Raw genomic sequence first — 25,551 nt, forward strand, 5'->3', positions numbered from 1 at the left:
TCTTTATTTCTTTTGCTTGTTTAGCGTAATCACTCTTGATTTCAGCTTGCTTTTGCGCATTTTCTGTAGCAGTTGTAGCTGTTCCTTTGTCTTTTGTTTCATCTTGAACTACCTTAACTCCTGCAGATTTTGCATCAGCAACTGTTTTATCCAAATCAGCTGATGATACTTCTACTGGCAAAGCTGAGTCTTTAGAACCAGCCTTAGCTTGGCTTTCTTTGGCAACTTGGCTCATTTCACCCTGAGCTTCAGGTAGATTTGTGGCTGGGTTTCCTGTAGTAGCTACCTCAACTGTACTTGTGCTCTTCGTCTCTGTGACTTCATCAGCAAATACTGCTTTGTCTGCAAAAGCAATCAAAGCAGTTCCTAAAACAGCACCACACAAAGTTTTCGCAACTTTGCTTTTACGAAATCCATAGACTTCTTTTTTATTTTTCATTCTAATCCCTTTCTTATCTAAATTAACCATCTACCATCCATAGTAGCATTTTATGATGCGGGATGCAAACATTTACTCTCCCCCTTCATTTATCGATAAATCTAACATATTTATAAATGAAATTAAAAAGAAGATGGTTAAACCATCTTCTTTTAGTTAAACTATTTATTTTTCAGTCAAGGCTGCCAATCCTGGAAGAACTTTACCCTCGAGGAGTTCCATTGATGCTCCACCACCAGTAGAGATCCATGAGAACTTGTCTGCACGACCAAGGTTGATGGCTGCGGCAGCTGAGTCACCACCACCGATGATTGATTTCACACCTGGTTGTTTCACGATAGCGTCCATGACACCGATTGTACCAGCTTGGAAGTCAGGGTTTTCAAATACACCCATTGGTCCGTTCCATACAACTGTCTTCGCACCAGTCAATTCTTGATCGAATTTAGCGATAGATTTTGGACCGATATCCAAACCAAGGAATCCAGGATCAACTGCTTCACCTTCAGTGTCTTTCACTTCAGTGTAGTCAGCAAATGCGTTTGCTTCTTTTGAGTCAACTGGCAAGATCAATTTGCCGTTTGCTTTTTCAAGAAGAGATTTTGCGACATCCAATTTGTCTTCTTCTACAAGTGAGTTACCGATTTCGATACCTTGAGCTTTGTAGAATGTGTAAGTCATCCCACCACCGATAAGGACTTTATCAGCTTTTTCAAGCAAGTTTTCGATAACACCGATCTTGTCTGATACTTTTGAACCACCAAGGATGGCTACGAATGGGCGTTCTGGAGCTTCAACTGCTTCTTTGATGTAAGCAATTTCGTTTTCAAGAAGGAAACCAGCAACAGCTTTTTCAACGTTTGCTGAGATACCAACGTTAGATGCGTGTGCACGGTGAGCTGTACCGAATGCATCGTTTACGAAGATGCCATCTCCAAGAGATGCCCAATATTTACCAAGTTCAGGATCATTTTTAGATTCTTTCTTGCCGTCAACATCTTCGAAACGAGTGTTTTCAACCAAGAGAACTTGTCCATCTTCAAGAGCGTTGATTGCTGCTTCCAATTCAGCACCACGTGTAACACCTGGGATAAATTTAACTTCTTGTCCCAATTTAGCAGCCAAGTCAGCAGCTACAGGAGCAAGTGATTTACCTTCTTTGTCTGCTTCTTCTTTTACACGTCCAAGGTGAGAGAAGAGGATTGCACGTCCACCTTGTTCAAGGATGTACTTGATAGTTGGAAGAGCTGCAGTGATACGGTTGTCATTAGTAATCACGCCATCTTTAACAGGTACGTTGAAGTCAACACGAACGAGAACTTTTTTCCCTTTCAAGTCAACGTCTTTAACAGTCAATTTTGCCATTAGATATGACTCCTTCTTTTTTTATACGTGTTAATTATATCACAAAATCAGCAAAAGAGATAGAAAAACCCTAAACTTTTCTTGTTCTTTCTTATAATTGAAACTAGCATTTTTTAAAATAAAATCTAGAAAAACCTTGTTAAATAACTGATTATTGAAAGAAAGACTAGCTCATTTAATCATTCTTTCACTGATTTCTACTAGTCAAAACAAGGTCTGACTGATTTGCTGTCAAACCTTGTTTTTTAGTTTTTATGAGAAAATTCAAGATTCGTAAATTCGATTAATCTTCTCTCTTCTTCCTAGCAAGCAAGCCGTAGCCACTCATTACTCCGAGGAGTCCCAGAGCTACTAGACTAGCATCTCTTGTCGCTCCCGTATTTGGAAGCTCTTTGCGTGCTTCTTCAACTTTTGCTGGCGCTGCTGAAAGCGTTTGATCCCTTGTTTGTGAAACCTGCTCTTCTTTCGTTCCAACTTCAACAATTTCTGGGATAGATTCCTTGAGAACCTCAGTCGAATGAAGGGTGCGTTTGCCCTGAGCATCAACTTCTACAAAGTGACGAACTTGACCTTCCACGCCTGCTTGCACAACACGGCGTTGTCCTTTGAGAAGCTCGGCGTTTAGTCGTTCTTGACGTTCGAAGGAAATTGTCCCCTCTTCAATTTCCAGTTTCGGAGTTTCTAGCACTAAATCTTTCACACCTTCAGCTGGTTGGCTGCTCGATAGAACTTTTGTACCAACTTCGGTGATTTCTGGGATAGCTTCCTTGAGAACCTCAGTCGAACGTAGAGTGCGTTTGCCCTGACCATCGACTTCTACAAAGCGACGAACTTGACCTTCAACTCCAGCTTGCACAACACGGCGTTGTCCTTTAAGAAGCTCGGCGTTTAGTCGTTCTTGACGTTCGAAGGAAACTGTTCCCTCTTCAATTTCCAGTTTCGGAGTTTCTAGCACTAAATCTTTCACACCTTCAGCTGGTTGGCTGCTCAATAGAACTTTTGTACCAACTTCGGTGATTTCTGGGATAGCTTCCTTGAGAACCTCAGTCGAACGTAGAGTGCGTTTGCCTTGGGTATCTACTTCTACAAAGTGGCGAACTTGACCTTCAACTCCAGCTTGCACAACACGGCGTTGTCCTTTGAGAAGCTCGGCGTTTGGTCGCTCCTGACGTTCAAAGGCTGTTGTTTCAGTTTCAACAACTAGTTCAGGGAGAGCTTCAACCGTTGGGGCCACTTCATTTGGATCCATACTTCCAACATGATGGCTTTCTTCCACATGGGCTAGTTTTTTATTCAGCTTTTCTTTCATCTCCGCAAACGTTTGTGGAGTTGGCATCTCTGAAGCTAATAAAGTTTCTGCTTGGGCAATTAACTCAGCTTTAGGATCTTTTTCACGGACGGATTCGAGCAAACCTTCCAATTCTTCTCTAGCAGTTTGGTAACGTTGATTTCCATCCAAGTCCGTCCCTGCTTGTTTCAACTCATTCAAAGCCCGGTTGACTTCTTCTTGGCTAGCATTGTGGTTTTCTGCTACAGCTTTCGCTGCAGTGAGCTTCTCTACTAGTGCTGCTTGTTTGTCCTCACTTGAGAAGGTGTAGGCAAGGGTTGACTGACGACCTTGGGCAGCAGTGATTTCTTGTTTGAGGTACTCATCGTTGACAGCTGCTTTTGGAGAAACCAAGACATCAAACTCAGCGGTGTGCCCCTTGTAATGCAAGGTCAAGGTCTGACGACCAGTCTTTTGAGCATCGTAGCCCGTAATTTCAACACCTTGATCTGTGAAGGCATGACTTTCTTCTGTCTCATCATCATAGAGAACGCCGAAGCGACCTTCTGCAAGATCCAGTTGCTCTCCTACTAGATAGTCTGTTTTCGGTTTCTGAGTAATGTACAAACCTGCTACTTCTTTCGGTTTTCCTTCATCTTGACCTGTCACTTGTACCTTTAAGTCACCAGTAACTGGAAGTCCAAGATAGCTAACTGTGAGCTTTTGTTCCCCTTTTTGATGAGCGTCGTAGCCAGATACTGTCACACCTGAGTGAGTAAGGTTAATCAGCTCATCAGCTTGTCCCCCTTCGTACTGAACACGGAGGGTTCCGCCTCTGAGGTCAAGTTTTTCTCCCTCTTTGTAAACTGTCTTCTTAGGCCCTTTTTCAAGGCTAACTGCAGCAATTTTTCTTTCATCCTGCGGAATCGCTACTGCCAAGGTGTTACTGATTTCTTTGCCAGGTAGTTGGGTACGATAATAGAGTAGATTTGGTTGCTTGTCAAAGGCCAATGGTGCTGTTGCTAGGTCGCCACCATTTTCAGACTTCAAAGTTGCAATTGGCGTTTGTGAATCTGCCTTGTCGTAAACGGTGATAGTTGCACCCGCTGGAACATCAGAGAAGCCGAGTTGAACCTGATGGTTTCCAAGTGAACGAGCGGCTACCTTAGCCATTGGAATATTTTGGCTTTCTGTATCCAAGGTTTCGTACATCTTCCAGTTGTAGATACGAATGGCTTTCCAAGGCGTCCCATTATCTGAAGTGATAACTTTTAGGCGCCAGTCTTGGGCAGTAATTGGTTTGTCAAGAGTGATATCTGTCACGTGTGCTTTGTTGCCACGGACTTCCTTAGCTAGTTTCCACTCACCGTCTGTATCCTTGTAGTAAAGATCAAAGTCTTTGGTGTTCATCAAACCGTCGTTTACGGATTCTCCACCAGCTCCCGCATGATCCATGACCCATCTAACAACGGTACGTGGCTTGGTCAAGCGAATATCCACACTACCGCTCAACTGAGCTGAAGACCACTTATCTGACAAGCTAGTAATGGTACCGTTCAACATACCTTCAATGCCTTCTCCACCTTCAGTATTTGGGAAAGTGCTACCTATGACCTTTGCACCTGGAACGATATTTTCAGCTAAAGGTCTTGGAAGAGTCGTATCCTGAACTGTCATCCCCCAGTTAAAGGATGCCGTCGCAGCTTCGGAACGAAGGCCATTTTTACCAACTGCAACGACTTTCAGTTCCTGAGTCCTACCAGTCGCATTAGCAGAGCGGCTAACTTTTGGCAAGTAGATAGTGGAAGCAGATGAACCTGTCAATAAACGCCAGTTATCCCCATCTTTTTCGTAGACTTCATAGAAATCTGCATCTTGGTTACCCGCAAACTGGACCACTGCTTCAGCTTCTTGGGCATTTTTAAGAGATTGTTTCACCACAGATAGCCCCGTCGGCGCTTGTGGTGCTTGGTGATTGTCCGAAATTGTTAATTGTCCTAGGTTGAACTGATAATCTTTTACAGCCCCTTCATGTTCGAAGAAGAGTTTGACTGCATAGATGGTTTTACCTGCTAGTGAGCTAAGGTCAAATTCTTCATTCTTCCAGTTATCAGAAAGTGTTAGCTCTTTCCATGCGGCTGCATCCTCAAATTTGTAGTCTGGAGTCGTAGAGAAGGCCATATAAACTTTAGAGCCTTTTCCTCCCTTGTGGGCAACACGAAGTTTGGTTTTCTCAGTTACTTCTAGTTTGGTAGAATACAAATTCACATCCTGGTCCGTCTTACCAGCTACATCCCCTGAGAATTTAAGAGAGTTACCTCCATTATAGGCATCTGTAAAGTCATATTCTGCACGAAGTTTTTCCCCCGTTGAAGTCTGCCACCAGCGCCATGTTGGCAAGACACCAGAAACAGAACGGTAGTTCCACTCAGAATCCTTAGAAACTTTACCGTCTACAAACCATTTTCTACCATGACCTGTATTAAAGGAGGTCGTGAAGGTTCGGCCAACTGCTGGTGTGCGGTCAGCAACTAAATTGGCAATTCCATACCACTCTTTATCTGCTGGTTTTTGAGCCGTTGGATCTCCTTGGTAACCTGTAAAGAAGATGTCTTCGTTCTTGTGGTAGTCTTCACCTGTTTTTCCTAGACTGGTAATCGTATCTGGTGCAAAAAGTCCAAGTGACAAACGCAACTTGCCTTTTTCATCTAAGAGGGCATCCCATTTGACTTTGGTCTTATAAGAGCCACCTTGTTGCAATTCCAAGCCTGCAAAGACATCATACTGGCTACGTTCTAGCCATTTGGCCATCTCTACGGAGTGGTCATTCTTTTCCTTGTTCCAGTTGAAATTGGCAAAAAATTGATCTGCAGGTACCTTGTCTCCTTCTTTTTGCATGAACTGGTAGTTGTAATCACCTAGACCATCTTCGTGGTAACGACCGTATTTGTAGGTCATGGCATCGTACCAAGCATACTTGATTGGGTGGTTGACTTTGGCTGCGTATTCTTTTGTATAGAGCATGAATTGGCGCATTTTTTCACCAAGAGGTTCTACCAATTCACCCGTTGTTTCCTGATTGATGAAATAGCCATCAAATCCGTAATACTTAGCAAGATCGACAAGTTTTCGTGCGATAGGAAAGGTGCCATCTGCATCTTGTTTCAAGGCAGCTGCAAATTTCTCTTGGTCAGCAATGCTATTTGACCAGTTGAAAAAGAGTGTTCCATAAACGGGAACTCCGTTGCGGTGACCGGCATCAATGACATCTGGAGTTGGAACTAGACCTTCCCAGAAGACCATTGAATCCAAGTATTGCCAGTAGTCAAAAGCATAGGCCTTGAATTCCTCACCACCGACAGAAGCGTGGTCTTTGGCCTTTGAGTTGGTATTTGCCAGCGCCTGGACCTTGGCTCTTCTGCTTGCTTTTTCATTCACCAACTGCCCTCTGTGGCGCTTGGCGAGTTTAACTGAGGAACGGTTAATAGGATCATCCTCACGCGCACCCGGTTCCCATTTCAACAAATCCTCCCAGGTATCAAATTTGATTTCTTTTGGTCGGAGACTCTTTTCTTCATTTTTAGGAACGTCTGCTAGAGTCGGTTTGTCGGCTTTCTTCTCAGCCACTTGAGGAGCTTCCGCTGGTTTGACTTCTTCTTTTTCAGTTGGTTGAGCAGGTTTTTCAGTTTTATCTGTCGAAGCTGGCTTTGCTTCTTCTTTTTCATTAACCAGATCCGTTATTGCTGGAGTATTTTCTGAAATTGGTTGCTCAGCTACTTTATTCTCTGTTTCCGATAATTGTTTTTCGATAGCTGCAGTATCCGGATTAGTTGTCTCATTAGTGCTTGTAGCTTGAGCGCTCGTGTTTGCAGCTGTCTCAGGGACAGCGACCTGTTCCGCAAGAGCTGGGCTTGCAAATAGAGCTGAACCAATCATCAAGGAACAAGCCCCGATTGACAGCTTACGAATACTGTAACGGCAACGTTTTTCAAAAAATAGATCTTTCATCTTATCCTCCTAATAAAATATAAAGTAAGCGCTTTACTTTTTGATAAAAAGTAACTGTTCTCAGTGCACACCACCAGAACAGGATCATCTTCATTTTATCCTATATGAAAGCGATGTCAATCTATTTAACATAAAAACTATAACTAGGATAATAATCAGTAAAATTTGGACACAATCCTATAAATCATCTATCTCAAAGGAAATCTATCTCTCATTTTAAAAGAAAGTTCTTGTTTCTTATGAAAATTTCAGCTAAACACTTGTGAGATTTACTTTTATCCTTTAAAATAGAATAGGAGAAATTCCGTTATTATTTTTCGGAGGAAAAAGAAATGTCCATTAATTGGCAGGAAATTTTATTTCACTTTTTAGGAGGTCTAGGACTGTTTTTGTACAGTATTAAGACCATGGGAGACGGTTTGCAACAAGCTGCTGGAGATCGCCTTCGTTTTTACATTGACAAGTACACTAGCAATCCCTTTTTAGGTGTTCTAGTCGGGATTGTCGTGACTGCCCTCATTCAGTCAAGTACAGGGGTTACAGTTATCACGGTTGGGCTGGTCAGTGCTAGTCTTCTCACTCTTAGACAGGCTATCGGAATTATCATGGGAGCCAATATTGGAACCACCGTTACTTCCTTTATCATCGGTTTCAAGCTTGGTGAGTATGCTTTACCCTTGATTTTCCTTGGGACTATGTTCCTCTTCTTTACAAAAAACAGAACAGCAAACAATATCGGGCGCATCCTGTTTGGTGTCGGGGGAATCTTCTACGCCCTTAACCTCATCAGTGCCGGTATGAGTCCGCTTAAAGATTTACCACAATTCAAGGAATATATGGTAACCTTAGGACAAAATCCTGTGTTGGGAGTTTTTGCTGGTGCGGTGATTACTGTCCTCATTCAGGCCTCTTCTGCAACTATCGGGATTCTACAAGGTCTCTATGCAGGCGGCTTCCTTGACCTTAAAGGTTCGCTACCAGTTCTCTTCGGGGATAATATCGGGACGACCTTAACAGTCATCATCGCTGCAGCTGGAGCCAATATCTCTGCGAAACGTGTTGCGGCAACTCACGTTACCTTTAACGTTTTAGGAACTATTCTTTGCTTAATCCTATTAGGCCCCTTCACTGCTATGATTGAGTATTTCCAAGCTTTACTTCATCTCTCACCTGAGATGACCATCGCCTTCTCTCACGGTGCCTTTAACGTAAGCAATACCATTGTACAATTTCCATTCATCGGAGCCTTGGCCTACTTTGTAACCAAGATTATCCCTGGCGAAGACGAAGTTGTTAAGTACGAGCCTCTTTATCTCGACGAACAACTTATCCAGCAATCTCCTTCTATTGCCCTAGGAAATGCCAAAAAAGAACTCTTGCACTTGGGGAACTATGCAGCCAAAGCTTTTGACCTTTCTTATAGCTATATCATCGGTTTGGATGAAAAGGTAGCTGAAAAAGGGCACAAGACAGAGGAAGCCATCAATACCATCGATGAAAAACTCACTCGTTACCTCATCAGACTCTCAAGCGAATCCTTGAGCCAAAAGGAAAGCGAAGTGTTGACCAACATTCTGGATTCATCTCGTGATTTGGAACGGATTGGGGACCACGCAGAAGGCTTGCTCAACCTAACCGACTACCTCCAACGTAAGAATGTTCAATTCTCTGGTGCTGCTTTGCAGGAATTGGCGGATATCTATCAAAAAACTACTGACTTTATCAAGGATGCCCTTGATAGTGTGGAAAACAATGATATTGAAAAAGCTCAAAGTCTGATTGAACGCCATAAAGAAATCAACAATATGGAACGCATTCTCAGAAAGACCCATATCAAACGCCTTAACAAGGGTGAATGTTCAACACAAGCCGGGGTCAACTTTATCGACATTATTTCCCATTACACTCGTGTATCTGACCATGCTATGAACCTAGCTGAAAAGGTCATCGCTGAACAAATCTAAGTACCTAAAAGCTATCCTGAATGGGATGGCTTTTTTCGTCTCCTCATCAAGAATTTCTTTTCTACCATATAGAAAAATGCTTTGATTCACAATGGAATCAAAGCATTTTAAAGAGTTCACCAAACATGACAGCAGAAACTGCAGTGCCCCTGTACTTGGCTTCTTCTCTTTTGATAAAACGCGCCAAGTTGATCAACTCAGGTGCTGGGTGTTTGGGATTGATGAGCAATTCACGGGTGACCAGTCCTGAGAGTCGGACTGCTAGTAATTGCTCATTTGTAGTAGGTAGTTTTTTAGCAGTCTCTAGGAGAGCAGCAACTAAATCTTCACTCAAACCCTGACGGGCATGGTTATAAAGATCTTTTATAAGACTTTCTAGGTTTGGTTCTACCATCCCGACCACCTCCCTTATGTTTAATAATGTTTAATCAAATCAACCGTTGAACGGTCCAATTTTTTCACCAAGGCTTGCAAGAAAGCTTGGGCTTCTAAGAAGTCATCCATCGCGTAGAGAGTTTGGTGAGAATGGATATAACGAGCGCAGACACCGATAGTTGTAGATGGGACACCACCATTTTTCAGATGAGCTGCTCCAGCGTCTGTTCCACCTTTTCCACAATAGTATTGGTACTTGATGCCAGCTTCTTCAGCCGTTGTCAAAAGGAAATCCTTCATACCTGGGAGAAGCAAGTGACCTGGATCGTAGAAGCGAATCAAGGTTCCGTCCCCAATCTTACCTTGGCCACCATAAACATCACCAGCAGGTGAACAGTCAACGGCTAGGAAAACTTCTGGATCAAACTTAGTTGTAGAGGTATGAGCGCCACGAAGTCCAACTTCTTCTTGGACATTGGCACCAAGATAGAGTTCATTTCCGAGTTTTTGACCTGACAAGGCTTCTGCTAACTCACTTACCATGAGGACACCATAGCGGTTATCCCAAGCTTTTGAGATGATATTTTTTTCATTGGCTGTCAAGATAGCAGAACTATCTGGGACAATGGTGTCACCAGGACGGATGCCAAAACTTTCTGCCTCAGCCTTGTCCGCAAACCCACCATCAAAAACGATATCGGCAATGGCTGGCATGGTTGGCCCACCTTTTCCACGAGTCAAATGTGGAGGGACAGAACCTGAGATCACTGGAATTTCACGACCGTCACGAGTAAAGAGTTTGAAGCGTTGGCTGCTGACCACCATAGGATTCCAGCCACCGATTTCAACCACACGGAAGGTTCCGTCTGGCTTAATCTCGCTGACCATAAAACCAACTTCGTCCATGTGAGATGCGACCAAGACGCGTGGTGCATCGGCAGCTTCTGAATGCTTGATACCGAAAATACCACCTAAGCCATCTGTCACCACTTCATCCACGTGCGGTGTCAACTTTTCACGAAGATAAGCACGGACAGGCGCTTCATGACCTGAGATCGCAGCAAGCTCTGTTACTTCTTTGATTTTTGAAAATAATGTTGTCATATCAGTTCCTTCTTTCTGTCCTCCATTTTACCACTTTTTATAGGAGAAGGATAGTGGGAAGGTAGATTGGTTTTTACCCAGTTTTCCAATAAAAGAGAGGGTCAGATGTTATTTCAGGAATTTTTCTTTCTTTTTACATTAAATTGTCAGAAAATTTATTGACAGATTAAAGAAATCGTGTTACATTTATATCCGCAGGTATCTTTCGATACCAAATCTACACGAAAGGACGGGGTATGAAACTCTCTCATATTTTAACAGGCTTACTTCTACTCCTAGTCTTTCTCTCCATTACCATTGGAACCAGTGATTTTTCTTGGGAAAAATTCTTTGCTTTTGACCAACAGACTTGGCTTCTCTTTCAAGAGTCGCGTCTTCCAAGAACCATCAGTATTCTGCTTGCAGCCTCCAGTATGAGCATGGCAGGACTCCTCATGCAGACCATTACTCAAAATCAATTTGCTGCTCCGAGTACAGTCGGAACGACAGAAGCCGCCAAACTGGGAATGGTGTTGAGCCTCTTTGTCTTTCCGTCTGCGAGTCTGACCCAAAAGATGCTCTTTGCTTTTGTCTCATCCATCTTATTTACCCTCTTCTTCCTTGCTTTTATGACTATTTTTTCTATAAAGGAAAGGTGGATGTTGCCCTTGATCGGGATCATCTATAGTGGGATTATCGGTTCTATCACAGAAGTTATCGCCTATCGTTTCAATCTGGTTCAGAGTATGACGGCTTGGACCCAGGGCTCCTTCTCCATGATTCAGACCCATCAGTATGAGTGGCTCTTCTTAGGCCTCATTATCCTGATAGCCGTTTGGAAATTATCCCAAACCTTTACCATCATGAATCTAGGCAAGGAAACCAGCGAGAGTTTGGGGATTTCCTACTCCCTACTTGAAAAACTGGCCCTCTTTCTAGTGGCACTAACGACAAGTGTCACCATGATTACCGTAGGTGCCTTGCCATTTCTCGGGGTCATCGTTCCCAATCTGGTCCGCAAGCTCTATGGAGATAATCTGAGCCAAACCAAACTCATGGTCGCTCTGGTTGGAGCCAATCTAGTTCTGGCCTGCGACATCCTCTCTCGAGTCTTGATTCGGCCCTATGAGCTGTCTGTCAGTCTCCTACTAGGAATCATCGGTAGCCTCGTCTTTATCCTACTTCTCTGGAGAGGGGGACAAAAAGATGCAGTTTAAAAGCAAACATACCAAGCTCTTCTGCCTTCTCATTATTCTGGCCATCGGAGCTTGTCTCCTCTACTTTTGGCCTATCACTAACCTGTCTGCCTTTGCCTGGAAGCTGCGTTCCCAAAAAATCATCGTTTATCTCTTGGTAGCCATCGCGACAGGGATTTCGACCATTAGTTTTCAAACCCTGACGGAAAATCGCTTTCTGACCCCAAGTATTTTGGGAATCGAATCCTTCTATGTCTTGCTACAGACTCTACTACTAATATTTGAAAGCAAATTTCTACAGCTTGGAAAGTCTCCTATCTTAGAATTTCTAATCTTGCTTCTGCTTCAATCCCTCTTCTTTCTCGCCTTACAAGGTTACTTGAAGACGCTGATGAAGCAAAATTTGGTTTTCATTCTGCTAATCTGCCTAGCCCTGGGAAGTCTCTTTCGAAATATCAGTACCTTCCTACAAGTTCTGATGGATCCAAATGAATACGATAAACTGCAGAACAGTCTCTTTGCCTCCTTTCAGCATCTCAACACTTCCATCCTAGCCATCGGTTCTCTGATCATCCTCGCCTTGACAATCTTTTTCTTTCGAAAAGCAGTCGTTCTGGATGTATTGCACCTGCAAAGAGAAACGGCTCAGATACTTGGACTCGATGTTGAAAAAGAACAGAGAGAACTCCTCTGGGGCATCGTGCTCTTGACCTCAACAGCCACTGCCTTGGTAGGGCCTATGGCCTTCTTCGGCTTTATGCTGGCCAATCTCACTTACCTGATTGTCAAAGATTATCGGCACAAGTTGCTCTTTATCGTAACCATTCTGATTGGATTTATTAGTTTGACCTTGGGGCAAGCCCTCATCGAACGAGTCTTTGCACTGGAAATTCGCATCAGCATGATCATCGAGAGTGTGGGTGGTCTCTTATTCTTTATCTTACTTTACAGGAGGGCGCGTCGGTGAAACTGGAAAACATTGACAAATCCATTCAAAAACAGGATATTTTGCAAGACATTTCCCTTGAAGTCAGTCCTCAGAAACTGACAGCCTTTATTGGTCCAAACGGCGCCGGGAAATCGACTCTTCTTTCCATCATGAGCAGACTGACCAAGAAAGATCAGGGAATTCTCAGCATCAAAGGGCGTGAAATTGAGAGTTGGAATTCGCAAGAACTAGCCAAAGAACTCACTATCCTAAAGCAGAAGATCAATTACCAAGCCAAATTGACCGTTGAAGAACTGGTCAGTTTTGGACGTTTTCCCTACAGCCGTGGTCGACTGAGAGCAGAAGACTGGGGAAAAATCCGTGAAACTCTGGACTATCTGGAACTGACCAACTTAAAAGAACGCTACATCGATAGTCTGTCTGGTGGACAGTTGCAACGTGTTTTTATCGCTATGGTACTGGCCCAGGATACAGACTTTATCTTGCTAGACGAACCGCTCAACAACCTCGATATCAAGCAAAGTGTCAGCATGATGCAGATCCTTCGGCGACTGGTGGAGGAACTAGGGAAGACCATTATCATCGTCCTCCACGATATCAACATGGCCAGCCAGTATGCGGATGAAATTGTTGCCTTCAAGGACGGTCAAGTCTTTTGCAAGGGAACGACTGCTCAAATCATGCAGGCTGACCTGCTCAGTCAACTCTATGAGATTCCCATCACGCTGGCTGATATCAATGGCAAAAAGATCTGTATCTATAGCTAGCTATTCTGAACTCATGTTAGAGATCCCTCTGTCTCTTAGCTAACAAGCCTATCTAAGAGCCCCCTACATCGTTATCACATTTTAAAAAGGAGAAATCATGAAAACATCCCTTAAACTTTATCTCACTGCCCTAGTGGCCAGCTTCTTGCTCTTACTTGGTGCATGTAGTACAAATACAAACTCAAGCACTAGCCAGACGGAGTCAAGTAGCTCTGCTCCAACAGAGATAACCATTAAAAGTTCACTAGACGAGGTCAAACTTTCAAAAGTTCCTGAAAAGATTGTAACCTTTGATCTCGGTGCTGCGGATACTATTCGCGCTTTAGGATTTGAAAAGAATATCGTCGGAATGCCTACAAAAACTGTTCCGACTTACCTAAAAGATCTCGCAGGAAATGTCAAAAATGTTGGTTCTATGGTTGAGCCAGACCTAGAAGCCATTGCTGCTCTTGAACCGGATTTGATTATCGCTTCTCCACGTACCCAAAAATTCGTAGACAAGTTCAAAGAAATCGCCCCAACCGTGCTCTTCCAAGCAAGCAAGGACGACTACTGGACTTCTACCAAGGCCAACATCGAATCTCTAGCAAGTGCCTTCGGTGAAACTGGTACACAGAAAGCCAAGCAAGAATTGGCTAACCTAGACAAGAGCATCCAAGAAGTCGCTACTAAAAACGAAAGTTCTGACAAAAAAGCCCTTGCTATCCTCCTCAATGAAGGAAAAATGGCTGCCTTTGGTGCCCAATCTCGTTTCTCTTTCTTGTACCAAACCTTGAAATTCAAACCAACTGATACTCAATTTGAAGACTCTCGCCACGGACAAGAAGTCAGCTTTGAAAGTGTCAAAGAAATCAATCCTGACATCCTCTTTGTCATCAACCGTACCCTTGCCATTGGTGGGGACAACTCTAGCAACGACGGCGTCCTAGAAAATGCCCTCATCGCTGAAACTCCTGCCGCTAAAAATGGTAAAATTATCCAACTAACACCAGACCTCTGGTATCTAAGTGGTGGCGGGCTTGAATCAACTAAACTCATGATTGAAGACGCACAAAAAGCTTTGAAATAAACAAGAAAACCCAACATCAAATGATGTTGGGTTACTTTTTTTCTTGATTTCGTCTGAGGGAAAAGTGGTCTGGGACGGGATCCTTGCCTGTTTTCGACCATGGATGACAACGTAAAATCCGAGCCAAGCCCATCAGAACACCCTTGAATCCATGTTTTTCAATAGCCTGAATCATGTAATTGGAACAAGTCGGCTCAAAGCGACAAGAGGGTGGAAAGGCTGGTGAGATAAAACGTTGGTAAAAGCGTACTGGCGCTATTAAGATTCGTTTCATTATTTCTTGGTTACAGCCATGGTGTGTAGTTGACTGATTTCTTTTTTATTAAGGCGACGGGATTCTCCTGGACGAAGACCAGTCAAGTCCAGATGTCCAAAACGTGTCCGAGACAACTTATCCACTTGAAGACCGACGGCTTCAAACATCTTTTTAACCTGATGATTACGCCCCTCATGGATAGTCAACTGCACTACTGAGCGATTTTTGACTGGATCCACTTTGAGAATTTCATAAACAGCTGGCTTGGTTTTCTTGCCATCAATCTCAAGACCACGAGTCAAGGGGCGGAGATTATCCTTATTGGCCACACCTTTAACACGCGCGACATAGACCTTGTCAATCTCATTACGGGGATGAATCATCTCATCCGTAAAGTCCCCATCATTGGTCAAAATCAAGACACCTGATGTATCCCAGTCCAAACGTCCCACAGGATAAATGCGCTCCTTGACATTGGGCAAGAGGTCCACAACAGTCTTGCGGCCCTTGTCATCTGTCACACTGGAAATCACTCCACGTGGTTTGTTAAGCAGATAGTAAACCTTTTCTTCGTTGTAGATAGGTTGACCTTCCACTTCGACCTTGTCACCAGACTTGATGGTCGTTGCGAGTTCACGCACCACTTGACCGTTAACTGTCACCAAACCTTGCTTGATCAACTCTTCTGCTTTTCTCCTACTGGCCACACCTGCGTGGGCAATATACTTATTGATTCTCATCTTCTTCTATCCTTTCACCAAATAATTGGCTTTCTTGGGCTTGAATCTCAAGCTCATCAATCACTGGCAGTTCTTCCAAATGGTTAATCCCCATGTAATCTAGGAAATAATCCGTAGTCACATAGAGGTTGGGGCGGCCCAAAACTTCTTTTTTTCCATCTTCTCTTATCAATTCAAAAGCTTGTAGCTTAGCTAGAGCTCCACTAGAATTGACCCCACGAATAGCATCAATCTCAATTCGGGTAATCGGTTGCTTGTAGGCAATGATGGACAAGGTTTCAAGAGCAGCCCGGGACAAACTCTGGTTGATAGGGGCCTTGGAGTATTCCTTCAAAATCGCTGCAAATTGAGGCTTGGTCACCAATCTATATGCTCCCCCTGTCTCAATCAGGGACAAACTCGACTCCTGGTCTTTTTCATACTTTTGGGCTAATTTTTCTAAACTCTGCTGGATGCCTGTAGGCGGAAGCGATAGGAGTTCAGCCAACTGACGGACTCGAATCCCATCTTCACCTGCTACAAACAAGAGCGCTTCTATTTCTGCTAAAGTACTCATCTTTCCTCTCTATCAAGTCTATCTCTGGGACACTTGACTTTCTTCCTTCTTTTCCATGAGATAGATATCTCCGAAACTCTCCTCTTGCACGAGGACTAGCTCCTGGGTTTTGATTAACTCTAGGGTTGCCAAAAAGAGGGTAATGACCTCTTGGACATTCTGGGCTTCCTTGAACAAATCCTGCAAGCGCAACTGGTCTCGTCCAGCCAAGGACTCTTTTACGATGACCATCATGTCCTCAATCTTATACTCATCGCGCAGGATGGTCGTGTGGTTCTGAGCGAACTCCTCTTTTTTCTTGGCTAGGATATTTGAAAAAGCCAAAAAGAGGTCAATGGTCGTCTTGTCATGTACAAGCTCTGCATCTTCGTAAATCAACTCTGTCGGCGCTTTGGAATAGTACTGAGCCCGATCTTGGTGCTTAGCCTCCAAGTGCTCACCCAGGAGTTTGAACTTGCGGTATTCTTCGATTTGGGAGAGAAGGTCCTGCTCCAGGTCATCCTCCAAGTCTGTCACTTCTGCTACCTTTGGCAAGAGCTTGCGGCTTTTGATCAGCATGAGCTGACTGGCCATAACCATATACTCGCCCGTTACTTCCAGACGCATGGCCTGCAGAGTTGAGACATAAGCTAGATACTGTTCGATAACTTCTGTAATGGGCACATCGTAGATATCCATCTGGTACTTAGAAACCAAGTGCAAGAGTAAGTCCAGTGGCCCTTCAAAATCTTTTAATTTAATATCCATTATCTATATTTTTCTAAGGTCAGGACTGTTTTTAATCCTAATTTTTTTGCAATTTCGTACAAATCGACCTTGTTTTCTATCTGTCTTAGAATGAACTGTTCCCGCAAGGCTTGAGCGGATAAGGTTGGGAAACCTTTCTCCTTGACAAAGGACTCCAGCTGACGAAAGGCCCACTGACGAGAATAGGCTTTCCCTCCCCTTTCAAAGAGATAGGTCTGCCCCATCAAGGGTTCTAGCTCTGGAATCAAGATCGTGGGTATGGTGACAATCCTCTGTTGGGAAGCCTTGTTAATTCGCAACACCTGAAAATCCAGATTGATATCTGCAACCTTAAGGGCTAAAATCTCACTTGGCAAGAGCCCTATTTCCAAGATAAGAAGCGCCAGCAAGCGTCCTTCTGGATAATTACTTTCCTGCCAAAAAGAGTCTAAATTTAGAATCTCTGGTTTTTCAGTCTTCTTTTCAGCTTGTTTGGCTAATTCCAGACGGTAAAAGCTGTCCACTTCTCCTTTTCGATAGAGAAAGTAGAGAAATTGGTTACAGGCCGAAAGTTTTCTCTTCTGGGCGCTGATTTTTAGATTGGCTAGCTGGGCTTGGTAAATCTTGAGACTAGTTTCAGAGATCCGCTCACCTACCATGTCTAAAAATTGCTCCAAATCATACTTATAGGACTGCTTTGAATTGGCAGACAAGCCCTGTTTTTCCTCTAAAAAGACTGAAATCCTATCTCTCATTTGCATCGAATCTCATATTCCTTACTAAAGTCATGTAAGAGAGCATTGACGGCCTTGAGGATAGATTTGCGCGTGATGATTCCTTGGAAAATTCCTTCATCATCTACGACTGGCAAGAAGGGTTCATCCACCAGTTTATGGAGGACTTCAGTGATGTTATAGTCTGGAGCGACGACTGCCACATCTGTCTTAGTCATATTGACGATGTCTGTCGTTGCCATCTGCTCATCCGTCAAACCTTGCTCCATTTGATAAGCCAAAATATCTCTCAGACCAATGGTTCCGACAAAGCGTTTGTCAAAGGTCACAACAGGGATACGGGTATAGGTGATTTGGCTCAACACCAAAATCGCATGGTCAGCGTTATGGGTATCAATCAAGGCTGCTAGATTGTCAGCAGGGGTAAGAAAAGTCTCTTCCTGCTCCAGTAAAAATGCTTCAAATTCCTTGGCAATCATCGAGCAAACTCCTTGGACAAGCCTGGATAAACCTCATGATCACGTGTCAAAAAGTCCACTTTGAAATAGCTGTCATCAATCTCCACACGGGCATAGAGGCATTCTCTGATGGTTCCTCGTGGTTGGCTGATGGAGCCTGGATTTAAAAAGAGTGTTTTGCCTTCCATCCAAGCATTTGGCACATGCAAGTGACCATAGAGACAGATATCGGCTTCTTCTTCCTGAGCCCAGTAGTCCAACTTTTGAAAGTTGAAATTGATGTCAAACAAGTGTCCATGCGTCTGGATGATCTTGGTTGGACCAAGTTGAGTCACCAACCGTTCTGGATAACCAGCATAAAAGTCCATGTTGCCTTTGACGACATGGATGCCCTCCCAAAGCGGAGAGTCTGGACGGAGTTCAGAGTCACCATCGTGAAAAATGGCATCAACTTTACCTAGATAGCGGTCACGAATTTCTTCCACAATCAAGCTATCTCCATGAGAGTCACTCATTACAATGATGGTTTGCTTTGCCATGATGGAAATACCTCCAAAAGTTTCTTAACGGCTAAGGCACGGTGGGATTGGCTATTTTTTTCTTCCAGGGTTAATTCAGCTGAGGATTTGCCTGTCTCTCCTACAAGGAAGAGGGGATCATAACCAAAGCCATTTTCACCCTTGGGTTCAAAGTTAATGTATCCTGGCCAGTCAGCTTCAACAACCAAGCTTTCCTTGTTTGGACTAGCTACGACTAGGGTTGTATGGAATTGAGCTGAGCGGTCCTTGAGTTCAAAGACCATGGCCAATTCGTGCAAGAGTTTGGCGTTGTTTTCACGATCAGTCGCTCCCACTCCTGCAAAACGGGCTGACCAAACACCTGGCAAGCCACCAAGGACATCGACTTTGAGACCTGAATCATCTGCTAGCACCATCTTGCCTGTTAATTGGGAAATCGTTTCTGCCTTGAGGCGAGCATTTTCTTCAAAGGTCATACCTGTTTCAGCTACTTCAGGCAGATCTGGATAGTCATTGAGATTTTCCACATCATAGCCTAACTTGTCAAAGATATCTCGGAATTCCTTGGTCTTGCCTTCGTTACGAGTCGCAATGAGCAGAGTTTCTCTAACCTTGCTAGTTTCAAAGAAGGCTTCTACATCGACTCCTTCTTTAGGCAATTCTACATGCAGGAGTTGCCCATTTTCAACCAAGAGCAGAGCCCCCTGACGTTGGATGACTTCTAGATTACGGTCTGCTTCTGCATTTAAAATCTCAACGATAAAGGAGAGCAGACGAAAGTTAGAAGACCAGCGCATCACCGTTATCGTAATCGGAAAGCCATTTTCCTCGTCACGAAAAATCCGCGCTAAATCTATAAAATCAAGCTCGAGAGGATTTTTGATAAGGCTATAGATGCCTCCATAGACATCCCAGACACCGACATACCAGTCCTGGTCATCCTTGTATTCATAAATTTTGTTTGTCATAAAGTTACATGCTCCACATGAATCTCTTTTTCCAGCCATTCTGCTCCAATCTGAGCAAAACTTTGGCTATTGGCTGTTGTGTAAAAACGATGTTGAAGAGGTCCCGCATCTCGGCTACGATTGATTTCAAAATAGTTCAGCAAAACCGAGATATCCCGTACACACTCTGCCCCACTATCGATGAGCTGAACCTTTGGTCCCATGACATTTTGGATGATGGGACGAAGGAGTGGGTAATGGGTACAACCCAAAATCAGACTATCCACCTTTCCAACCAAGGGGCGCAGGGTTTCATAGACCACTTTCTTGGTTACACTGGTTGACAGGGCACCAGACTCCACCAAAGGAGCAAACTTAGGACAGGCCAAACTCTCCACCTGTAAATCCGGATCCAGATCATGGATTTTTTGACGATAGATGTCTGATTGGACCGTCATGGGTGTTCCAATTACTCCGATTTTCCCGCCTTGACTGGACTTGATGGCTGCCGAAGCTCCTGGCAAAATCACACCTAGGACAGGAATGTCTAGTTGAGCCTTGATTTCTTCCCAGACGACTGCAGTCGCAGTGTTGCAAGCAATGACAATCATCTTGACATCCTTGGTCAAAAGAAAGTTGACCAACTGCCAAGTATATTCACGGATTTGCTCAGCAGGACGGGGACCATAGGGTGCCCGCGCCGAATCTCCAATATAGACGATTTCTTCATGGGGAAGCTGGCGCATAAGCTCGCGAACAACGGTCAAGCCCCCGACACCCGAATCCAAAAAACCAATTGGTCGATTATCCATACAGTCTTCTTTCTAGTCTTTTTTCTGATTGATAGTTCATCATGATTACTCGTCCTAAATAAACGGATAGACAGCTTGATAGAATGGCAACTGCCTCTCTTTTAATCATAATCAAATATCAATAGAATGCAAGGAAAAAGTCTTATCCTTGAGAACTATTGAACATAGTGAGAAGTCTGGAACTTTCATCCCAGACTTTTCCTATTTATTTCTTTTTATTGTTAGCAAGAGCTGCTTTTTGTTGGCGGATGATTTGGTGGTAAACTTGTTGTACCTTGGCTTCGCTTGGCTTTTGACCATTTGCGCTCAAAAGAGCACGAACTGCCTCAGCGTTCAAACGTGGGTTGTCCGCAAATTCTTTTTCGATTTGCTTACGAACCAAGTACATCCCTCCAAGAGCTCCTCCTAGAAAAGCTAGCACAATCAAGATAATTGCTAAAAGTAAGTCCATTCTTTTTCTCCTGTTTCTTTTTGAGTCTTCTATATTATACCATAAAGTGACTTTCCTGACTAGTTTGTTTTACGCTTTCAGGGATGGGATAGACAGTAAAAAGAACCCTGCTTTTCTGAGAAAGAGAGCTCCTTGCTGTGTTTAATGTACATAGATAGCCAGTGTTTGATACGGTTTGAGCAGAATTTTTTCTGATACTTCTACATCTTCATAGTTTGAAATCAGAATCTGTCCATTTTGATAAGGTGCTGGTAGCTCAATTTCCACTTCTGTAGCATAAAAGTTATTGAGGACCAGTAACTTTTCATCCTCATACTGACGTTCAAAAGCGTAGACTTGCTGACTGTCTTCAAAAGCTGGTTTGTAGCTTCCTTCTGAAATGATCGGCATTTCCTTACGAAGGCGAATCAAGTTTTGGTAGAAGGCGAAAATTGGGCCTTTGATTTCATTTTCTACGTTGATGTGAGGGTAGGATTTTCCTGCTTTCAGCCATGGAGTCCCTTTTGAGAAACCAGCATTTTCCGAAGCATCCCACTGCATGGGAATGCGTGAATTATCTCGTGACTTGGCCTGAATAATCTGGAAGGCTTCTTGCTCACTTTTCCCTTCTTTTAAGAGCATCTGATAAGCATTGATGGACTCGACATCCACATAATCAGCCATGGAATCATAGTTTGGGTCAACCATTCCAATTTCCTCGCCCATGTAGATATAAGGTGTCCCACGTGACAGGTGAATGCTGGCAGCCAGCATAGTCGCCCCTTCATTGCGGAAATGTTGAATATCGACAAAACGATTCAATGCCCGTGGTTGGTCGTGATTGTTCCAAAAGAGGGCGCTCCAGCCGTTTTTGTCACTCATTTCCTTGCCCCAGCTATGATAAAGACTTTTCAACTCTTCAAAGTCAAAGGGCGCCAAGGTCCACTTCTGCCCATCCTTGTAGTCCACCTTGAGATGATGGAAATTAAAGGTCATGGATAATTCCTGACGTTCAGGTGACGAATAGAGGACACAGTTTTCCATGGTGGTCGAGGACATTTCCCCAACTGTCATAAAACCGTCGTCAGAACCAAAGGTCGCTTCATTCATCATGCGAAGATAGTCATGGACAATTGGTTTATCCGTGTAAGCTGGCTTTCCTTCATTTTCTGGACAATCCACTAAGACCTCATCCTTACCAATCAAATTAATCACATCAAATCGGAAACCTTTGACCCCCTTGTCACGCCAGAAATTAACGACCTTGAAAAGCTCTTTGCGGACATTGGGATTGCGCCAATTAAGGTCAGTCTGGGTTTCATCAAAAAGGTGGAGATAGTATTTCCCCGTATCCCCGAAAGGCGCCCAGGCAGAACCACCAAACTTAGACAGCCAGTCGGTCGGTTGATCTTGGATGAAGAAAAAGTCTTGGTAGTACTGGTCGCCAGATAAGGCTTTCTGAAACCATTCATGCTCTGTCGAACAATGATTGAGCACCATATCCAGCATAAAGTCAATCTTGTGCTCCTTACCGACACGCACCATCTCCTCAAAATCAGCCATATCACCAAAAAGAGGATCCACTGCCATATAATCTGAAATATCGTAACCATTATCCCGTTGGGGGCTTGGATAAAATGGATTGAGCCAGACCATATCTACACCCAGTTTAGCTAGATAGGGGATTTTTTCGATAATTCCACGGAAATCCCCAATACCATTTCCAGTGGTGTCTTTGTATGATTTTGGATAGATTTGATAGACTACTTTTCCTTTATCAAGTGCCATCTGTTTCTCCTTTTCTGATAAAAGGGAGGAACTGATGTTCCTTCCCTGTTTGTACTATTTCGATTAGATTCGTGTAGCGACCATGAGAGCTTCCCCAGCTTGGATCGTTGTCGGATAAGTTCCAGTGATAGTCGCTGTATAAGCATCTTGGTTAGTGATGATAACTGGAGTTTCTGTCACGAGACCTGCAGCCTTAATGACATCCATATCAAAACGAATCAATTTCTGACCTATTGTGACATGGTCTCCTTGGGCTACAAGACTTTCAAAACCTTTGCCATCAAGCCCTACTGTATCCATACCGATGTGGATGAGCAATTCTACCCCCTCATCAGATACAATACCGATGGCATGCTTGGTAGGAAAAAGAACCGTCACTGTCCCATTGACTGGAGAAGTCAACTCACCTTGGCTTGGTTCAATGACTAGACCTTGTCCCATGACGCCTGATGCAAAAACAGGATCCGTCGCTTGACTCAATTCTTTCACTTGACCAGTAAGTGGGCTGACAATTTCTACTGGAGCAAGGGTTACTGGTTCATGACTGACAAATTCTGCCTCTTCTTGGGCAACGAATTCTGCTTGCAAGGCTGTATCATCCTCTGTCTTTGTAAAGAGACCAACTTTGCGGAAGAAGAAAGTCAAAAGCATTGGTACAACAATAGCAACTAGCATGGTTCCTGCAAATGGTAGCATGTATTGAGGTTGAATAGAGAGGATACCTGGCAAACCGCCGATACCAATAGAAGCCGCCGTTACATTGAAAGTAACGGATAACATCCCTGCAAGGGCAGAACCAATCATCCCAGCTACAAATGGATAGATGTATTTGACATTGACCCCAAAGAGGGCTGGTTCTGTAACACCGAGATAGGCTGAAATGGTTGCAGGAAGTGAAATCTGAGCCTCACGCTCATCATGACGATGCATGAAATAATAGGCAAATACGGCTGAACCTTGGGCAATATTAGAAAGAGCAATCATTGGCCAGAGGGCAGTTCCGCCCGCATCCGCAATCAATTGTGTATCGATGGCATTGGTCATATGGTGAAGACCGGTGATGACAAACGGAGCGTAGAGGGCACCAAAAATCGCACCGAAGAGCCATTTAACTGGACCCGTCAAACCTGCCAAGACAACTGCTGAAAGTCCTTGCCCAATTGTCCAACCGATTGGCCCCAAGACAGTATGAGCCAAAATCAAAGCTGGAATTAAAGACAAGAAAGGCACAAAAATCATGGAAATGACTTCTGGGATATGCTTACGCCAGAAGATTTCAAGATAAGACAAGCTCAAACCTGCTAGTAATGCTGGAATAACTTGAGCTTGGTAACCAATACGATTAACCGTAAAGTAACCAAAATTCCAAACCCAGTTTGCTGCAATTTCTGATGCAGGTGTTGAAGCTACTGCATAGGCATTGAGCAACTGAGGTGAAACCAAACAGATCCCGAGAACAATCCCCAAGATTTGGCTGGTTCCCATCTTACGAGAAACAGACCAGGTAATCCCTACTGGCAAGAACTGGAAGATCGCTTCACCAGGCAGCCAGAGGAAGTGATTGACTCCTGCCCAAAACTGAGAGGATTCTGTGATAGTCTTGCCATCCAACATCGACCAATGCACACCTTCTAATACATTGCGGAAACCGAGGATCAATCCTCCGACAATCAAGGCTGGAATAATCGGCGTAAAGATTTCTGCTAGAGTGGTCATGACACGTTGGACCAGGTTTTGATTACTCTTAGCTGCGGACTTGGCTGCTTCTTTGGAGACACCCTCAATACCTGAAACAGCTGTAAAATCATTATAAAAAATCGGCACGTCATTCCCAATAATCACCTGAAATTGACCTGCATTTGTAAAGGTCCCTTTGACGGCTGGAATCGACTCGATAGCCTTAACATTGGCCTTCTTTTCGTCTCCGAGAACAAAGCGCATCCGCGTCGCACAGTGTGTTACGGCAGTGACATTCTCCTTACCTCCGATCGCTTGAAGCAGATCTTTGGCTTCTTGTTCAAATTTTCCCATTTGATTCTCCTTATACTTGTCAAAGCAAGTTTTATTTGATAAGACTATTGTAAACGATACCAAACCTGTAGGCAACTTGTTTGTGATAAAAAGAGGATATTTTGGGATATTTTCTAGAACTTGTATGGTAAAATAGATACAGGTATCCATTGAACTAGACTAAAAACCCATTTAAGGAAGCAATATGAAGAAATACCAACAACTATTTAAGCAAATCCAAAAAACCATTCAAAACGAGACTTACGCTGTCGGAGATTTCCTCCCTAGCGAGCACGAACTCATGAATCAGTATCAGGTGAGCCGTGACACCGTCCGAAAAGCTCTGTCCCTCCTCCAAGAGGAAGGATTAATCAAAAAGATAAGGGGGCAAGGTTCTCAAGTCGTCAAAGAAGAAACGGTCAATTTTCCTGTCTCTAACCTAACCAGCTACCAAGAACTGGTCCAGGAACTGGGGCTGAGCTCTAAAACCAATGTGGTCAGTCTGGATAAGATCATTATCGATAAAAAATCCTCACTAATAACCGGCTTTCCAGAGTTTCGGATGGTGTGGAAGGTGGTCCGCCAGCGTGTAGTGGATGACCTGGTATCGGTTCTGGATACGGACTATCTAGATATGGAACTGATCCCAAATCTCACTCGCCAAATCGCTGAGCAGTCTATCTACTCGTATATAGAGGACGACCTCAAACTCCATATTGATTATGCTCAGAAAGAAATTACTATTGACCACACGAGTGACCGAGACAAGATTCTCATGGACATTGGCAAAGACCCTTATGTCGTTTCAATCAAGTCAAAAGTCTATCTCCAAGACGGGCGCCAATTTCAGTTCACCGAAAGTCGCCATAAATTAGAAAAATTTCACTTTGTTGACTTTGCCAAAAGACATCCGAAATAAACACCTACAGTTGGGAATACTCTCAACTGTTTTTTAGTAGTAAACGATCTAGTTGATAGTTGGAAAAGAGGATCTTCTTCCTTAAGTTTCTACTTTTTTTAGAAAAAACAGCAGCAAATATGACTCTTGCTAAAAAGCTATTGACAAATGCTAAGCGGCCAGTAGAATGGGAGGT

23 protein-coding genes are annotated in these 25,551 nt (G+C 43.7%); 6 read left to right on the forward strand and 17 right to left on the reverse strand.

The window, feature by feature from the left end; all coding sequences use genetic code 11:
- From KZX55_RS07965 to KZX55_RS07975, 3 genes are all read right to left on the reverse strand, one after another.
- A partial coding sequence (locus tag KZX55_RS07965; protein WP_348982757.1) for a putative cross-wall-targeting lipoprotein signal domain-containing proteiin occupies window positions 1–439 on the reverse strand: 439 nt, incomplete at its 3' end.
- A 165-nt stretch (window positions 440–604) separates the two neighbouring features.
- Entirely contained in the window at window positions 605–1,804 is a 1,200-nt protein-coding gene (locus KZX55_RS07970; protein ID WP_084853032.1) for a phosphoglycerate kinase, read from the reverse strand.
- Between the two features lie 283 nt (window positions 1,805–2,087).
- A complete protein-coding gene (locus tag KZX55_RS07975; RefSeq protein WP_248026514.1) occupies window positions 2,088–7,079 on the reverse strand; it encodes an endo-beta-N-acetylglucosaminidase in 4,992 nt (1,663 codons plus the stop codon).
- 332 nt (window positions 7,080–7,411) lie between these two features.
- Here KZX55_RS07975 and KZX55_RS07980 point away from each other — a divergent pair, with 332 nt between their 5' ends.
- Window positions 7,412–9,043 carry a Na/Pi cotransporter family protein gene (locus KZX55_RS07980; RefSeq protein WP_247952295.1) on the forward strand — a complete coding sequence of 544 codons (1,632 nt, stop codon included), beginning with the start codon at window positions 7,412–7,414 and terminating at the stop codon, window positions 9,041–9,043.
- A 97-nt stretch (window positions 9,044–9,140) separates the two neighbouring features.
- On the opposite strand, the gene KZX55_RS07985 is transcribed toward KZX55_RS07980, so the two are convergent.
- Complete coding sequence (locus tag KZX55_RS07985; RefSeq protein ID WP_248026521.1) at window positions 9,141–9,437, reverse strand: bacteriocin immunity protein; 297 nt, start codon at window positions 9,435–9,437, stop codon at window positions 9,141–9,143.
- Window positions 9,438–9,457: 20 nt separating this feature from the next.
- Complete coding sequence (gene pepA, locus KZX55_RS07990; protein WP_125425170.1) at window positions 9,458–10,522, reverse strand: glutamyl aminopeptidase; 1,065 nt, start codon at window positions 10,520–10,522, stop codon at window positions 9,458–9,460.
- A 236-nt stretch (window positions 10,523–10,758) separates the two neighbouring features.
- On the opposite strand from pepA, the gene KZX55_RS07995 reads away from it, so the two are divergent.
- The 4 genes from KZX55_RS07995 (at window position 10,759) to KZX55_RS08010 (ending at window position 14,482) form a co-directional block, all read left to right on the forward strand.
- Complete coding sequence (locus tag KZX55_RS07995) at window positions 10,759–11,718, forward strand: ABC transporter permease (RefSeq protein WP_248026523.1); 960 nt, start codon at window positions 10,759–10,761, stop codon at window positions 11,716–11,718.
- The gene (locus KZX55_RS08000; RefSeq protein WP_248026525.1) at window positions 11,708–12,664 is read left to right on the forward strand and encodes an iron chelate uptake ABC transporter family permease subunit; all 957 of its coding nucleotides are present in this window, start codon (window positions 11,708–11,710) and stop codon (window positions 12,662–12,664) included. Before KZX55_RS07995 ends, KZX55_RS08000 begins: the two co-directional genes overlap by 11 nt.
- Window positions 12,661–13,413, forward strand: coding sequence for an iron ABC transporter ATP-binding protein (locus KZX55_RS08005; RefSeq protein WP_000764286.1), 753 nt, complete (start codon window positions 12,661–12,663; stop codon window positions 13,411–13,413). Before KZX55_RS08000 ends, KZX55_RS08005 begins: the two co-directional genes overlap by 4 nt.
- 97 nt (window positions 13,414–13,510) lie before the next feature.
- Entirely contained in the window at window positions 13,511–14,482 is a 972-nt protein-coding gene (locus KZX55_RS08010; RefSeq protein WP_000858285.1) for a siderophore ABC transporter substrate-binding protein, read from the forward strand.
- A gap of 31 nt (window positions 14,483–14,513) precedes the next feature.
- Here the strand turns inward: KZX55_RS08010 and yidD are convergent, their stop codons facing one another.
- The 12 genes from yidD to treP all read right to left on the reverse strand — a co-directional run bounded on the left by yidD (window position 14,514) and on the right by treP (window position 24,478).
- Entirely contained in the window at window positions 14,514–14,756 is a 243-nt protein-coding gene (yidD, locus tag KZX55_RS08015; protein ID WP_000821627.1) for a membrane protein insertion efficiency factor YidD, read from the reverse strand.
- Window positions 14,756–15,478 (reverse strand): pseudouridine synthase, encoded by a 723-nt coding sequence (locus tag KZX55_RS08020; RefSeq protein WP_001222228.1) that lies wholly within the window; start codon window positions 15,476–15,478, stop codon window positions 14,756–14,758. The genes yidD and KZX55_RS08020 overlap by 1 nt, the downstream gene beginning before the upstream one ends.
- Entirely contained in the window at window positions 15,465–16,034 is a 570-nt protein-coding gene (scpB, locus tag KZX55_RS08025; protein WP_000105289.1) for an SMC-Scp complex subunit ScpB, read from the reverse strand. The genes KZX55_RS08020 and scpB overlap by 14 nt, the downstream gene beginning before the upstream one ends.
- Window positions 16,035–16,052: 18 nt before the next feature.
- A complete protein-coding gene (locus KZX55_RS08030) occupies window positions 16,053–16,781 on the reverse strand; it encodes a segregation/condensation protein A (protein WP_248026527.1) in 729 nt (242 codons plus the stop codon).
- Entirely contained in the window at window positions 16,781–17,515 is a 735-nt protein-coding gene (gene xerD, locus KZX55_RS08035; protein WP_282437550.1) for a site-specific tyrosine recombinase XerD, read from the reverse strand. The genes KZX55_RS08030 and xerD overlap by 1 nt, the downstream gene beginning before the upstream one ends.
- Window positions 17,512–17,973, reverse strand: a complete 462-nt coding sequence (gene cbpB / locus KZX55_RS08040) for a cyclic-di-AMP-binding protein CbpB (protein WP_000560692.1) — start codon at window positions 17,971–17,973, stop codon at window positions 17,512–17,514. The genes xerD and cbpB overlap by 4 nt, the downstream gene beginning before the upstream one ends.
- Window positions 17,970–18,491 (reverse strand): metallophosphoesterase, encoded by a 522-nt coding sequence (locus tag KZX55_RS08045; protein ID WP_001118944.1) that lies wholly within the window; start codon window positions 18,489–18,491, stop codon window positions 17,970–17,972. Before KZX55_RS08045 ends, cbpB begins: the two co-directional genes overlap by 4 nt.
- Window positions 18,467–19,477, reverse strand: coding sequence for a nucleoside-triphosphate diphosphatase (locus KZX55_RS08050; RefSeq protein WP_432654201.1), 1,011 nt, complete (start codon window positions 19,475–19,477; stop codon window positions 18,467–18,469). Before KZX55_RS08050 ends, KZX55_RS08045 begins: the two co-directional genes overlap by 25 nt.
- The gene (gene racE / locus KZX55_RS08055) at window positions 19,435–20,229 is read right to left on the reverse strand and encodes a glutamate racemase (protein WP_000370379.1); all 795 of its coding nucleotides are present in this window, start codon (window positions 20,227–20,229) and stop codon (window positions 19,435–19,437) included. The genes KZX55_RS08050 and racE overlap by 43 nt, the downstream gene beginning before the upstream one ends.
- A 205-nt stretch (window positions 20,230–20,434) precedes the next feature.
- Window positions 20,435–20,680 carry a YneF family protein gene (locus KZX55_RS08060; protein ID WP_000364980.1) on the reverse strand — a complete coding sequence of 82 codons (246 nt, stop codon included), beginning with the start codon at window positions 20,678–20,680 and terminating at the stop codon, window positions 20,435–20,437.
- 141 nt (window positions 20,681–20,821) lie between these two features.
- Window positions 20,822–22,447, reverse strand: a complete 1,626-nt coding sequence (treC, locus tag KZX55_RS08065; RefSeq protein WP_248026536.1) for an alpha,alpha-phosphotrehalase — start codon at window positions 22,445–22,447, stop codon at window positions 20,822–20,824.
- A gap of 63 nt (window positions 22,448–22,510) precedes the next feature.
- Window positions 22,511–24,478 (reverse strand): PTS system trehalose-specific EIIBC component, encoded by a 1,968-nt coding sequence (gene treP, locus KZX55_RS08070; protein WP_248026547.1) that lies wholly within the window; start codon window positions 24,476–24,478, stop codon window positions 22,511–22,513.
- A gap of 184 nt (window positions 24,479–24,662) precedes the next feature.
- Between treP and treR the strand changes: the two genes are divergently transcribed.
- A complete protein-coding gene (gene treR, locus KZX55_RS08075; protein WP_248026551.1) occupies window positions 24,663–25,376 on the forward strand; it encodes a trehalose operon repressor in 714 nt (237 codons plus the stop codon).
- Window positions 25,377–25,551 lie beyond the last annotated feature (175 nt).

It is taken from the genome of Streptococcus halitosis (genome assembly GCF_023147855.1).
GTDB lineage: Bacteria > Bacillota > Bacilli > Lactobacillales > Streptococcaceae > Streptococcus > Streptococcus halitosis_B.

Excerpts from the sequence above, each read along its gene's own strand:
- KZX55_RS07970 (WP_084853032.1), bottom strand. The coding sequence starts at position 1,804 with ATGGCAAAATTGACTGTTAAAGACGTTGACTTGAAAGGGAAAAAAGTT.
- KZX55_RS07975 (WP_248026514.1), bottom strand. The coding sequence starts at position 7,079 with ATGAAAGATCTATTTTTTGAAAAACGTTGCCGTTACAGTATTCGTAAG.
- KZX55_RS07980 (WP_247952295.1), top strand. The coding sequence starts at position 7,412 with ATGTCCATTAATTGGCAGGAAATTTTATTTCACTTTTTAGGAGGTCTA.
- KZX55_RS07985 (WP_248026521.1), bottom strand. The coding sequence starts at position 9,437 with ATGGTAGAACCAAACCTAGAAAGTCTTATAAAAGATCTTTATAACCAT.
- pepA (WP_125425170.1), bottom strand. The coding sequence starts at position 10,522 with ATGACAACATTATTTTCAAAAATCAAAGAAGTAACAGAGCTTGCTGCG.
- KZX55_RS07995 (WP_248026523.1), top strand. The coding sequence starts at position 10,759 with ATGAAACTCTCTCATATTTTAACAGGCTTACTTCTACTCCTAGTCTTT.
- KZX55_RS08000 (WP_248026525.1), top strand. The coding sequence starts at position 11,708 with ATGCAGTTTAAAAGCAAACATACCAAGCTCTTCTGCCTTCTCATTATT.
- KZX55_RS08010 (WP_000858285.1), top strand. The coding sequence starts at position 13,511 with ATGAAAACATCCCTTAAACTTTATCTCACTGCCCTAGTGGCCAGCTTC.
- yidD (WP_000821627.1), bottom strand. The coding sequence starts at position 14,756 with ATGAAACGAATCTTAATAGCGCCAGTACGCTTTTACCAACGTTTTATC.
- KZX55_RS08020 (WP_001222228.1), bottom strand. The coding sequence starts at position 15,478 with ATGAGAATCAATAAGTATATTGCCCACGCAGGTGTGGCCAGTAGGAGA.
- scpB (WP_000105289.1), bottom strand. The coding sequence starts at position 16,034 with ATGAGTACTTTAGCAGAAATAGAAGCGCTCTTGTTTGTAGCAGGTGAA.
- KZX55_RS08030 (WP_248026527.1), bottom strand. The coding sequence starts at position 16,781 with ATGGATATTAAATTAAAAGATTTTGAAGGGCCACTGGACTTACTCTTG.
- xerD (WP_282437550.1), bottom strand. The coding sequence starts at position 17,515 with ATGAGAGATAGGATTTCAGTCTTTTTAGAGGAAAAACAGGGCTTGTCT.
- cbpB (WP_000560692.1), bottom strand. The coding sequence starts at position 17,973 with ATGATTGCCAAGGAATTTGAAGCATTTTTACTGGAGCAGGAAGAGACT.
- KZX55_RS08045 (WP_001118944.1), bottom strand. The coding sequence starts at position 18,491 with ATGGCAAAGCAAACCATCATTGTAATGAGTGACTCTCATGGAGATAGC.
- KZX55_RS08050 (WP_432654201.1), bottom strand. The coding sequence starts at position 19,477 with ATGGCTGGAAAAAGAGATTCATGTGGAGCATGTAACTTTATGACAAAC.
- racE (WP_000370379.1), bottom strand. The coding sequence starts at position 20,229 with ATGGATAATCGACCAATTGGTTTTTTGGATTCGGGTGTCGGGGGCTTG.
- KZX55_RS08060 (WP_000364980.1), bottom strand. The coding sequence starts at position 20,680 with ATGGACTTACTTTTAGCAATTATCTTGATTGTGCTAGCTTTTCTAGGA.
- treC (WP_248026536.1), bottom strand. The coding sequence starts at position 22,447 with ATGGCACTTGATAAAGGAAAAGTAGTCTATCAAATCTATCCAAAATCA.
- treP (WP_248026547.1), bottom strand. The coding sequence starts at position 24,478 with ATGGGAAAATTTGAACAAGAAGCCAAAGATCTGCTTCAAGCGATCGGA.
- treR (WP_248026551.1), top strand. The coding sequence starts at position 24,663 with ATGAAGAAATACCAACAACTATTTAAGCAAATCCAAAAAACCATTCAA.